The sequence below is a fragment of the Mycobacterium sp. E3305 genome (assembly GCF_001666785.1).
Lineage (GTDB): Bacteria > Actinomycetota > Actinomycetes > Mycobacteriales > Mycobacteriaceae > Mycobacterium.
Window position 1 is genome coordinate 36,681 of the sequence record NZ_LZJA01000073.1, and the last position, 10,547, is coordinate 47,227.

Sequence of the window (10,547 nt, forward strand, 5' to 3'; positions counted from 1 at the left end):
ACAGCTTGGGTAGGCTCGTTGGATGTCTGTGCTCGTGGCGTTCTCCGTCACCCCGATGGGGGTGGGCGAGGGCGTCGGCGAGATCGTCGCCGAAGCGGTTCGGGTGGTCCGCGATTCCGGCCTGCCCAACCGGACGGATTCGATGTTCACCGTCATCGAGGGCGAAACCTGGGAAGAGGTGATGGGGGTCGTACAGCGCGCCGTGGAGGCGGTCGCCGCCCGCGCGCCCCGGGTCAGCACGGTGATCAAGGCGGACTGGCGGGCCGGGGTCAGCGACGCGATGACGCAGAAGGTCGCCACCGTCGAGCGTTACCTCGAAGGCGGCTAACCCAGAACGCCTCGCTCGGCTATGCCTTCTCGCGCTGCCAGTAGGCTCATGCCGGTGAGCGCACGCGCAGGCATCGTCGTCACCGGAACCGAAGTCCTCACCGGGCGCGTCCAAGATGCGAACGGTCCCTGGATCGCGGATCGCCTCCTGGAGCTGGGCGTCGAGCTGGCGCACATCACGATCTGCGGCGACCGCGCGAAAGACATCGAGGCGCAGCTGCGCTTCATGGCGGAACAAGGCATGGACCTGATCGTCACCAGCGGCGGCCTGGGCCCGACGGCCGACGACATGACGGTCGAGGTGGTGGCGCGCTTCTGCGGCCGCGACTTGGTGCTGGACGACGAGACCGAGAACAAGATCGCGAACATCCTCAAGAAGCTGATGGCCCGCTTCGAGGGCGTCGACTTCGACGCGGTGCGCGCCGCCAACCGCAAGCAGGCGATGATTCCCGCCGGAGCGCAGGTGCTCGACCCGGTGGGCACCGCGCCGGGTGTCGTCGTCCCCGGCAAGCCGACGGTCATCGTCCTTCCGGGCCCGCCGCGGGAGCTGCAGCCGATGTGGAGCCGGGCCATCGAGACGCCCGCGGCGCAGCAGGCGATCGCCGGCCGAACGCTCTATCGGCAGGAAACCGTGCGAATGTTCGGGCTGCCCGAATCGGGTCTGGCCGAGACGTTGCGCGACGCCGAGACGTCGGTGCCGGGCTTCGAGTCGCTCGAGATCACCACCTGCCTACGGCGGGGCGAGGTCGAGATGGTTACCCGCTACGAGCCGGACGCCGCAGCCAGCTACGCGAAACTGATGCAGCTGGTGCGCGACAAGCACTCTCAGCAGCTCTTCTCCGAGGACGGCTCCACAGTCGACGACCTGGTGGCCCGGGCGCTGGCCGGCCGCCGGATCGCAACGGCCGAATCCTGCACGGCGGGGCTGCTGGCCGCGCGGCTGACCGACCGCCCCGGATCGTCGGACTACGTCGCCGGCGGGGTGGTGTCCTACTCGAACGAGGCCAAAGCGGAGCTGCTCGGCGTTGACCCGGCGCTGATCGAGGCGCACGGAGCGGTGTCCGAGCCGGTGGCCGAGGCGATGGCGGCCGGCGCCATCCGCCGCTTCGGCGCGGACACCGCCGTCGCGATCACCGGCATCGCAGGCCCCGGCGGTGGCACACCCGAAAAACCCATCGGGACGGTCTGTTTCAACGTGACCCTCATCGACGGCCGCAAGGACACCCGAACCCTGCGGCTGCCCGGCAACCGCTCCGACATCCGGGAGCGCTCGACGACCGTGGCGATGCACCTGCTGCTGCGACTGCTCAGCGCGGCCGACTAGGAGCGACGCCCGATCACGTCATTTCGGTTGGCAGAAAAGCGCTTTCGGCGGTCCCGAAGCGGATGCCCGTGGCGTCCTTGCCGATCAGCGTCAGGAACGCGACCGCGATCAGCACCGGCACGATCGTCGCCGCCAGGGCGAAGGGATACCCGTGCGACTCGGCAAGGCGCTCTTGAATGGGTAGGTTGAACGCCGCCAACAGGTTTCCCAACTGGTAGGTGACGCCGGGGTACAGGCCGCGGATCGCGTCCGGCGACATCTCGGTCAGGTGGGCGGGGATTACGCCCCACGCGCCCTGCACGAACAGCTGCATCAGGAATGAACCGAGGCACAGCATCGCCGCCGTGCGCGAGTAGGCGAACAGCGGCACGATCGGCAGGCCGAGCATCGCGCAGAAGATGATGGTGTAGCGGCGGCTGAACCGCTGTGACAGCGTGCCGAAGACAAGCCCGCCGATGATGGCGCCGATGTTGTAGACGATCACGATCAATTTGACGGTAGCGCTGGACAGGCCGGCGCCGTGGTTGGCGGTCGAGGTCAGGAAGGTCGGGTAGACGTCCTGGGTGCCGTGGCTCATCCAGTTGAATGCCGTCATCAGCAGCACCAGGTAGAAGAATCGGCGGATGATCGCCCCGTCGCGCAGCACGTCGCGGATCCTGGTGCTGGTCAGTTTCATCTGGTCCTGCGCGGCTTCCCAGACCTCGGACTCCTCCACGCGGTAACGGATGATCAGGCTGACCAGAGCGGGGACGATGCTCAGCGCGAAGAGCCACCGCCACGACAACCCGAGCCAGTTCATCACCACCAGCGAGGCGACGCTCGCCAGCAGGTAGCCGAACGCGTAGCCCTCCTGGAGCAACCCGGAAAAGAAGCCGCGTCGCTCGACGGGAACCTTTTCCATCGCCAGCGCGGCGCCCAGGCCCCACTCACCGCCCATGCCGATGCCATAGAGCAGCCGCAGGATCACCAGCACGGTGAAGTTGGGTGCGAACGCGCACAGGAAGCCCACCACGGAGTAGAACATCACGTCCACCATCAGCGGCAGCCGGCGCCCGACACGGTCGGCCCACAACCCGAACAGCAGCGCGCCGACGGGACGCATGATCAGGGTGGCGGTGGTGACGAAGGCGACCTCTGCCTTGCTGTGGTGGAAGGTCTTGGCGATGTCGGCGTAGACGAGCACGACGATGAAGTAGTCGAAGGCGTCCATCGTCCAGCCCAGCAACGCCGCGACGAACGAGTTTCGCTGATCGGCGGTCAGCTTGTTTCGAGGACTTTGTGTTGTCACGTTGAGCATCGTGGCCTACCGGGCGCGCGATGGCGAGTCTTTCTGCCCGCGTGCCACGACGGCGGGTTTCACCCCGCGCTCATCCCACCAACCTCCGCAGCCCTTGCCGATAGGCGTAGAGGCTGTGGCGCCATAGTGCGCCGGGACCGCCGCTGTTGATGTAGATCGCGGCGCCGACGTGCTCGTAGCCACCACGCGGTCGCAGAGCCGTTTCAACATGCAATCCGCGAGAGTAAGTTCCGGATACATGCGCATCATCGACGCCGACGGACACGTCGCCGAGAATCCCTCGCTGGCGATCGAAGCGATCAAACGCTGGCCGCAGTACGTCAAGCCCAGCACCGACGGGCGGATGCGGTTGACGTTCGAAGGCCGCAACTACCCGGAGGACCGGGGCCCGGGTGCGGGGTGTCCGCCGGAGCACGGCATCAGCGATGCGCCCGACATCAACTGTCGATCCACCGAGGGCGTGCTGGGCGACGCCGACCGCGACCACATCGACACGATGGTGCTGTACCCGAGCCTCGGCCTGTGCGCGCCCACCCTCGAGGATCCCGAGTTCGCCGCCGGGTTCGCCCGGCTCTACAACCAGTGGATCGCGGATTACTGCGCACCGTCGGGTGGACGGTTGCGGGGCGTCGCCGTGACCCCGATCGAGCATGGCCAGGCGGCGATCGACGTCATGACCGAAGCGAAAGACCTTGGGCTGGTGGCGACCCTGGTGCCGCCGGCGCTCAAGACGCGAAACCTCGACCACCCCGACCTCGACCCCTTCTACGCCGCGGCGGTGGATCTGGAGATGCCGTTGGGCATCCACGGCGCCCCGGGCATTCACCTGCCGAAGATCGGCGTGGACCGGTTCACCAATTACATTCAGGTGCATTGCATCAGTTTTCCGTTCGACCAGATGACGGCGATGACGGCGTTGGTGTCCGGCGGTGTCTTCGAGCGCCACCCGCAGTTGCGCGTCGCCTTCCTCGAGGCCGGCGCGGGGTGGGTCCCGTTCTTCATGGATCGCCTGCACGAGCACTACGAGAAGCGAGGCGACTGGGTCGAACGCGGCTGGCGCCGCGATCCGCACGAATATCTGGCCGCGGGCAATATCTGGGTGACGTGCGAGCCGGAGGAGCCCATCCTGCCCGGGGTGATCGACGTGCTGGGCGCCGACTTCATCATGTTCGCCAGCGACTACCCGCACTGGGACGGCGAATGGCCGGAAAGCACCAAGCACCTGCGGACTCGCCCGGACATCAGCGAAGAGGCACGCGAAAAAATCGGTGGGTTGAACGCGCAGCGCTTCTACAACCTGAATTAGGTTCTGCTGGTTGGCGACTGGCAACCAGCGACCGGAGTTGGCTCAATGGCGGTCGCGGATGTACCGCGTTATCGCCGGCCTCCCGCACAAACGCCGTGTCAAGCGACCCGATAGCCTCGGACGATACGGAAATTTGCGTCGAGACGAGGTTCTGCATGGCTGACAAATGGTTCTCCGACATCAGCGCGCCGGGACAATTGACCCTCGCGGACGTGTGCGACCAGATCGAGGAGAAAATCCATCTCAACGCGGACAACCAGAAACCCCCGCATGAGTTTCCCGACTGGCAGTCATGTGTGGCGGATCGGGACGCCACGATTGCCAAGTTGAGCGCCGCCGTGGTCAACCTCTGCCAGATGGTGAAGCACTTGGCGTCGCAGCGCGGTGACGCTTAGCTCGGCGGTGAGCTGAACGGGCTGCCGTTCTCGCACCGGTGGTGAGAGGATCGTGGGCATGGGCCCCTTTCTGCTCCGCGCCGCGCTGACCGGTTTCGCGTTATGGCTGGTGACGAAGTTCGTCCACGGGATCACGTTCGTCGGCGGTGACACGAGGCTGGAGCGGGTCGGCATCATCTTCGTCGTCGCCGTCATCTTCGGTCTGGTCAACGCGTTCATCAAGCCGATCGTCCAGATTCTGTCCATCCCGCTCTACATCCTCACCCTTGGGTTGTTCCACATCGTCGTCAACGCGCTGATGTTGTGGCTCACCGCCCGCATCACCGAGCACACCACGCACTGGGGTCTGCAGATCGATCACTTCTGGTGGACGGCGATCTGGGCGGCGATCGTGTTGTCCATCGTGAGCTGGCTGCTGTCGCTGGTGATTCGCGACGTGGGCCGCCGCACCCGGGCCTGAGGGCTCAGCGGCCCTGCCAGCGCGGTGGTCGTTTTTCGGCGAAGGCGCGCGGCCCCTCCTTGGCGTCCTGCGTCTCGAAAATGCGGTCGCTGTGCCGGGTTTCGTTGTCATACGCCGACTCGAGGTCGAGCGCCAACCCCTCGACGGCGGACTGCTTCGTCGCGTACACCGCCAGCGGTGCGTTCGCCGCGATGCGCTCGGCGTAGTCGTACGCGGTGTCCATCAGCCGCTCCGGCGGCACCACCCGATTGATCAGCCCCATCGCCAGGGCGCGGTCCGCGTCCACCATGTCGGCGGTCAGCAGCAGTTCCATCGCCAACGGGTAGGGCATTTGCCGCGGCAGTCGCACGGTGCTACCGCCGCCGGCGAAAAGGCCGCGCTTGGGCTCCATCACCGCGAATCGCGCGGCGGGTACTGCGATCCGGATGTCGGTGGAGCTCAGCATCTCGAAGCCGCCCGCGACGCAGGTGCCATTGATCGCGGCGACGATCGGCTTGTAGACGGGAAACCGGTGCAGGACGGCGTGAATGGCGTCTTCCTTGTTCCACCCTTCCGGCTGCGGTAGTTCGCCCGTGAGTTCGGGAATGAACTTTTTCAGGTCCGCGCCCGTGCAAAAGTCTTGCCCCACCCCGGTAATCACCGCCACCCACGCGTCGGCGTCGTCGCGGAACGCCTCCCACGCGTGGGCCAGGTCGCGGAAATGCGCCATGTCCAGCGAGTTGCGCGTCTCGGGACGGTTGATCGTGATGGTGGCGATGTGCGCGTCCAGCGCGTAGTCGATGCTCACTGCGCCGCCTGGCCGGCCAGCCGGACCACGTCGCGCGCGCAACCCCACGACAAGGTCACGCCGTTGCCGCCGTGGCCGTAGTTGTGGATGCACCAAGCCTCGCCGTGGGCACCATCCAGCGGCTCGCCCTCCACCCGCACCGTGGGACGGTCGGGGCGCAGCGCGGTGATGATCTCTATCACCTGTGCTTCGGCCAGGCGGGGCTCGATCTGCCTGCAGCGCTGCAGGATTCGCTCGGTCACATCGGGATCCGCGGCGGTGTCCCAGCGCCCGGCGACGCTGATGCCGCCGCACACCACCCGCTGAGGATGGGGGAAATAGCAGGTCCATTCCGGGCCGCCGTCGAACTCCAGAAACAGTTGGCGCAGACCGGGATTGGTGAGCACCACGTGCTGGCCGAACAGTGGGCGCACGCTGTCGTCACCGCTCAGTCGTCCCGCGGCGAGGCCGGTGCAGTTGACCACGATCGGCGCGGCGTCGGCGGCCTCGGCCAGCGACCGCACCGGATGCACCTCGATGTCGCAGCCGGCCGCGGCCAGTCGCCGGGTCAGGTAGTCGAGATAGTGCGGCATGTCGATCATCGGCAGCGTGGCTCGAAAGCCGTTGCCGAAGCCGTCCGGGAGGTCGGCCGGATCGGCCGGCCGCAGGTCGGGGATCAGCGCCGCCGCGGACGACATCGCCTCCGTGGCCGTCAATTCACCGACGGCCATCGCCGGGGCCAGTTGGACGCCGGAGCCGGGATCGTCGGCGAGTTCGCTGAAGACCCGCAGCGAGTGCGCGGTCCACGCCAGGGTGTCGCCGGCCCGCTCCGCGGGCCGCGGCGGCAGCCACACCGCGCCGGCCACTTTCGACGTCGTCTGCTGCGGCAGGGCGGCCGTCCAGACTCGCACCGGCCAGCCGGCCTCGGCCAGGCACACGGCCGACGTCAGCCCGCTTACTCCCGCACCGACGACGACGATCTGTTGCGCATTGGCCACGGCGCCACCGTAACGAAACCGGGCGAAATCGCGTCAGCGCTCGTCAGGAATGGGGAGGCTGCTGCCCGCCCTGACCGCCGAGCAACCCGTTGAGGATCCCGAGCGTGCCCTGCACGCTGCCGGGCGCTGCGGTGGGGGGCAGGGCGGCGTCCGGGGTCAGCTGCCAGGGTTGACAACCCGAGGTCTTGAACGCCTTGTCGGTCGGGTCGATCTGCACCACCTGTGGCTTCTTGCTCATCGCGTTGTCGATGATGTTGCCGTCGGGGTTGCCCGTCCGCTTCCAGTAGCAGGTGCCGTTGTTGACGGGGCCGCCCGAGCTGTAGATGCCGGGGGCGATGTCGGAGCCGACGTTGTAGATGCCGTCCTTGTCGATCGTCGTCTTCGGTCCCGGTGCCGGTGTGGCGGCGGGTGAGGCTCCGGGGGAGGCCGCGGGTGAGGGCGCCGACGAGGCGGCCGGCGCGGGCGCCGGCGAGGCAGATGACGGAGGCGGGCCCGGTGGGGGCCCCTGCGAGGCTGCCGGCGACGGTGACGGCGCAGGCGTCTGGTCCGGGTCGGCCCCCGCGAACCCCGCCGAGGCGGTCCAACCCGCGATCATCAGTCCCGCGACGGCCAACCGTGCCGCGGTAGGAACACCAGCCTCAAACCCCATAGCACGCCAGCGTACCGGGGCGGGCACCGTAAATCACACAATGCGGCATACGCCGGTCACCCCCGTCGGGCACGTTAGCCCTGGTCGGAACCTTTAAGTCAGGCGCCGAACGCGGCCGGCATAGCCGAGCGCATGCTCGTACGTCTTGAGGTTGTCGCGAGAAATCCGCGCGTGCACGGGCCGTTCGAGAAGGAACCGCAGCACCGGGTTGTAGGCGTGGTAGGTCTCGTGGAAGGTCAGCACGGTGGTCCCGTCCGGCTGCTCGTCGAGCCGGTGGTAGCCCTCGGCCCGGGACCAGAGCGGCGCGCCGACGGCCACGTACCGCGACAGCTTGTTCTTCTCGGCCTCCGTGACGGTTTCCCACGACCGCGCCCGGCCGCCCGACAGCAGGTACTTGGGCACCTCGTAGACGCAGGTGCGGACCAGGCCCTCGCCGGCCTCGTTGCCCTCGTTGAGGATCTCCATGCTGCCGCCGGGCCACTCGAGGACGCGCGGCCGCGGCGCGTCGGGCGGGGCGGGCGGATGCAGCACCCGCCACACCTTCGCCGGTGGCGCGTCGACGTGAAACCGCACGGTGTAGGACTGCATCAGCCCCAGCCGTCCCAGAACGTGACGGTCTCGGCGGGCGGGCGCGCGGCGGGCCGGAAGTCGGTGCCGATGGTGTAGGCCACCGGGAACAACGCGGCCTGGGTGACCGTGTCGGGGATGCCGAGCAGCTCGGCGACCTCCCGCTCCTTGGCCAGGTGCATCGTCGTCCACACCGAGCCCAGCCCCCGGGACCGCAGGGCGAGCAGGAAGCTCCAGCCCGCCGGGATGATCGACGCCCAGGCCGACGCGGCGACCAGCAGGTTGGAGTTGTCGATGCGGTTGGCCAGGCAGGGGATCACATGCACGGGAACCTTGCCCAGCGTGTCGGTCAGGGCGAACGCGCTGGCGTACACCCGCCGGGTCTGGGGGTCCGACGCCTCCTTGGCGGCGTGCGCCAGATACTCGGCACCGACGCTGCGGTAGATCTCGGCGATCGCGGCGCGCTTGTCGGCATCGGTGATCACCAGCCACCGCCAGTCCTGCGTGTTGCTCGCGGTGGGCGCCTGCATCGCGAGCCGGATGCATTCGAGGATCACGTCGCGGCCGACCGGGCGGTCGAGGTCGAGGCGCTTGCGCACCGACCGCGTCGTCGTCAGCAGTTCGTCGACCGTGGCCAGGTCCATCCGGTGTTCCTCACTAGAGATCGATTGCGCAGGACTGATCGACACCCAACACGGTCAACGACCGGCCCAGGCCGAGAAACACCGCGACGCAGAGGGTCAGGTCGAGGATCTCGGCGTCGGAGAAGGACTCCCGCAGCCGCTCGAAGAAGCCGTCGTCCAGGGAGGCATGGTCGGTGGCGAAGCGCTCGGCGAATTCGATCGCGAGCCGCTGGCGCGGCGTGTAGCCGGGGTAGCTCGCGTACGCGGCGACGTGGTCGTAGAGCTCCGCTGCGACGTCGGCGTCCAGCACCGACTGCGCCCGGAATCCGGAGCAGGCGACGCAGTCGTTGATCTGCGCGATCCGCATCCTGGCCAGCTCGCGCTCGTCGGCGGGCAACACGCTCTGCTGATAGGCGCCCCGGATCATCCGCTCCACCATGTCGCCGAGTTGCGGCCGCAGCGTCCAGATCATCGCGGCTTCGCCGCCCGGGCCATCCGGCACGGTGAGACGGGCCATCGGCGACTCCTGCCCGGTGAGGTAGTTACTGAGTCGAGCAAACCAGTTCGCCCCCCGGCTGTCCAGGGTGCCGCAAAACCGCCCATGGACACGACAACTCCACGGCGTTAGCGTCCGTTGGACGGGGGCGCTCACGGCCGAGCGCGCCCGGTGGGAGGTCTCGGCATGCTGTTCATGCACGAGGTGCACAAGGTCCGCGGCCGCTGCGAAGACGACTTCGAGGCCGCCTTCCGGCGGGGCTGGCTGCCCATGCTCGCCGCCGGCGATGACGCCCGGTTGCTCTGGTACGCCGACCACGCCCAGGGCAGCGGCCCGTCCTACACCGTCGTGACCGTCACCGCGGTCCGCGACGGCGCCGCGTGGGAGCGCCTGGCGCTGCGGGTGCAACAGGGCGATCTGCGGGGCTGGATGCGCGAGCTGGACGAACTGCGCTACGACGTCGAGGCCAAGCTGATGGCACCACTGCCGTGGTCGCCGCTGCGGGAGCTGCCGCTGGGGGAGGTGCCGGTCGACGGTCAGGAGCACGAACTCAGCCTCTACATGGAAGACACCATGTGGCCCTTCCCGGGCAAGTTCGAGGAATACATCGAGCGCAGCGGTGACGTGTACGCCCAAAGCCTGGACCGGCCGTCGTCAATGCTGTTGATCCAGGCGGCTTTTCAGCCCGCACTGGGCAGCCACTTGCATCGCGAGGTCGTCCTGATGCAGCGCATCGAGCGGCCCGAACGGCTTCTGGCGCTGCTGCAGACCCGCATTCCCGCCGAATACCGGGCCCCGGGCACCTGGATGCACGACGCCCTCGACCTGCGGGACCAGTGGACCAGCCGCCTGCTGCGCACCTCCGCGTGGTCACCCCTGTACTGAGCCGCGCGCATGAATATCGGAACAATGCTCGAGGCCGCCGAGGCGGCTGACCCCGCTCGCGTGGCGCTCATCATCGATGGGGCCGCGATCGGTTACGGCGAGCTGGCCGCGACCGTGCGCCGCTGCGCCGCCGGCCTGGCCGACCGCGGTGTGGTGGCCGGCCAACGCGTCGCCGTGGTCGACGGCGGAAGCCTGCTCTCGATCGCGGCCGTGCTCGGGGCGGCCCGCATCGGCGCCGCGGCCGCGCTGATGAATCCGGCGCTGACGCCACCCGAGCTCCGCGGCCTATTGACGGCCGCGGGCTGTGCCGACGTGGCCGTCGCGGGGGAACCGTACGCCGACCGGCTCCGAAATGCCGGTGCGCGAACGGTATTGGGCGCGGAGCTCGGGTGGCGTCAGCGCCGGATTCATCAGCGCGGCCGCGGCGCCGATGCGGGCCGCCCCGAGCACGGCC

General features: G+C 68.3%; 15 protein-coding genes. 7 read left to right on the forward strand and 8 right to left on the reverse strand.

Features of this window, described 5'->3' with window-relative positions:
* The first annotated feature begins 22 nt into the window (after positions 1-22).
* Together A5701_RS06805 and A5701_RS06810 are read left to right on the forward strand one after the other, a co-directional pair.
* Positions 23-328, forward strand: a complete 306-nt coding sequence (locus A5701_RS06805) for an MTH1187 family thiamine-binding protein (protein ID WP_067750079.1) — start codon at positions 23-25, stop codon at positions 326-328.
* Positions 329-376: 48 nt separating this feature from the next.
* Positions 377-1,651 carry a competence/damage-inducible protein A gene (locus tag A5701_RS06810; protein ID WP_067750081.1) on the forward strand — a complete coding sequence of 425 codons (1,275 nt, stop codon included), beginning with the start codon at positions 377-379 and terminating at the stop codon, positions 1,649-1,651.
* Positions 1,652-1,664: 13 nt separating this feature from the next.
* Here A5701_RS06810 and A5701_RS06815 read toward each other — a convergent pair whose 3' ends face one another.
* Positions 1,665-2,861: an MFS transporter gene (locus A5701_RS06815; protein WP_369807395.1), complete on the reverse strand. Its 1,197-nt coding sequence runs from the start codon at positions 2,859-2,861 to the stop codon at positions 1,665-1,667.
* Between the two features lie 157 nt (positions 2,862-3,018).
* Entirely contained in the window at positions 3,019-3,162 is a 144-nt protein-coding gene (locus A5701_RS28005) for a hypothetical protein (RefSeq protein ID WP_156669961.1), read from the reverse strand.
* 24 nt (positions 3,163-3,186) lie between these two features.
* On the opposite strand from A5701_RS28005, the gene A5701_RS06820 reads away from it, so the two are divergent.
* The 3 genes from A5701_RS06820 (at position 3,187) to A5701_RS06830 (ending at position 5,109) form a co-directional block, all read left to right on the forward strand.
* Positions 3,187-4,254, forward strand: a complete 1,068-nt coding sequence (locus tag A5701_RS06820; protein WP_067750083.1) for an amidohydrolase family protein — start codon at positions 3,187-3,189, stop codon at positions 4,252-4,254.
* 155 nt (positions 4,255-4,409) lie between these two features.
* Positions 4,410-4,649: a hypothetical protein gene (locus A5701_RS06825; RefSeq protein ID WP_067750103.1), complete on the forward strand. Its 240-nt coding sequence runs from the start codon at positions 4,410-4,412 to the stop codon at positions 4,647-4,649.
* A gap of 58 nt (positions 4,650-4,707) precedes the next feature.
* Entirely contained in the window at positions 4,708-5,109 is a 402-nt protein-coding gene (locus tag A5701_RS06830) for a phage holin family protein (RefSeq protein ID WP_067750085.1), read from the forward strand.
* A 4-nt stretch (positions 5,110-5,113) separates the two neighbouring features.
* Here A5701_RS06830 and A5701_RS06835 read toward each other — a convergent pair whose 3' ends face one another.
* The 6 genes from A5701_RS06835 to A5701_RS06860 all read right to left on the reverse strand — a co-directional run bounded on the left by A5701_RS06835 (position 5,114) and on the right by A5701_RS06860 (position 9,229).
* Positions 5,114-5,896 (reverse strand): enoyl-CoA hydratase/isomerase family protein, encoded by a 783-nt coding sequence (locus A5701_RS06835; RefSeq protein ID WP_067750087.1) that lies wholly within the window; start codon positions 5,894-5,896, stop codon positions 5,114-5,116.
* Entirely contained in the window at positions 5,893-6,873 is a 981-nt protein-coding gene (locus tag A5701_RS06840) for an FAD-dependent oxidoreductase (RefSeq protein WP_067750089.1), read from the reverse strand. The genes A5701_RS06835 and A5701_RS06840 overlap by 4 nt, the downstream gene beginning before the upstream one ends.
* Before the next feature lie 43 nt (positions 6,874-6,916).
* Positions 6,917-7,486, reverse strand: a complete 570-nt coding sequence (locus A5701_RS06845) for a hypothetical protein (protein WP_231969174.1) — start codon at positions 7,484-7,486, stop codon at positions 6,917-6,919.
* Between the two features lie 129 nt (positions 7,487-7,615).
* Complete coding sequence (locus A5701_RS06850) at positions 7,616-8,110, reverse strand: SRPBCC family protein (RefSeq protein WP_067750091.1); 495 nt, start codon at positions 8,108-8,110, stop codon at positions 7,616-7,618.
* Positions 8,110-8,733, reverse strand: coding sequence for a nitroreductase family protein (locus A5701_RS06855; RefSeq protein WP_067750093.1), 624 nt, complete (start codon positions 8,731-8,733; stop codon positions 8,110-8,112). The genes A5701_RS06850 and A5701_RS06855 overlap by 1 nt, the downstream gene beginning before the upstream one ends.
* Positions 8,734-8,746: 13 nt before the next feature.
* Positions 8,747-9,229, reverse strand: coding sequence for a carboxymuconolactone decarboxylase family protein (locus A5701_RS06860; protein ID WP_067750096.1), 483 nt, complete (start codon positions 9,227-9,229; stop codon positions 8,747-8,749).
* Positions 9,230-9,394: 165 nt separating this feature from the next.
* Between A5701_RS06860 and A5701_RS06865 the strand changes: the two genes are divergently transcribed.
* The gene (locus A5701_RS06865; protein WP_067750098.1) at positions 9,395-10,093 is read left to right on the forward strand and encodes a hypothetical protein; all 699 of its coding nucleotides are present in this window, start codon (positions 9,395-9,397) and stop codon (positions 10,091-10,093) included.
* Between the two features lie 9 nt (positions 10,094-10,102).
* The coding region (locus tag A5701_RS06870; protein ID WP_156669962.1) for an AMP-binding protein at positions 10,103-10,547 on the forward strand (445 nt) is incomplete at its 3' end.

Bases quoted from the DNA above. Each gene is read 5' to 3' on its own strand.
- A5701_RS06805 (WP_067750079.1), top strand. From the start codon at position 23: ATGTCTGTGCTCGTGGCGTTCTCCGTCACCCCGATGGGGGTGGGCGAG.
- A5701_RS06810 (WP_067750081.1), top strand. From the start codon at position 377: ATGCCGGTGAGCGCACGCGCAGGCATCGTCGTCACCGGAACCGAAGTC.
- A5701_RS06815 (WP_369807395.1), bottom strand. From the start codon at position 2,861: ATGGACGCCTTCGACTACTTCATCGTCGTGCTCGTCTACGCCGACATC.
- A5701_RS06820 (WP_067750083.1), top strand. From the start codon at position 3,187: ATGCGCATCATCGACGCCGACGGACACGTCGCCGAGAATCCCTCGCTG.
- A5701_RS06825 (WP_067750103.1), top strand. From the start codon at position 4,410: ATGGCTGACAAATGGTTCTCCGACATCAGCGCGCCGGGACAATTGACC.
- A5701_RS06830 (WP_067750085.1), top strand. From the start codon at position 4,708: ATGGGCCCCTTTCTGCTCCGCGCCGCGCTGACCGGTTTCGCGTTATGG.
- A5701_RS06850 (WP_067750091.1), bottom strand. From the start codon at position 8,110: ATGCAGTCCTACACCGTGCGGTTTCACGTCGACGCGCCACCGGCGAAG.
- A5701_RS06855 (WP_067750093.1), bottom strand. From the start codon at position 8,733: ATGGACCTGGCCACGGTCGACGAACTGCTGACGACGACGCGGTCGGTG.
- A5701_RS06860 (WP_067750096.1), bottom strand. From the start codon at position 9,229: ATGGCCCGTCTCACCGTGCCGGATGGCCCGGGCGGCGAAGCCGCGATG.
- A5701_RS06865 (WP_067750098.1), top strand. From the start codon at position 9,395: ATGCTGTTCATGCACGAGGTGCACAAGGTCCGCGGCCGCTGCGAAGAC.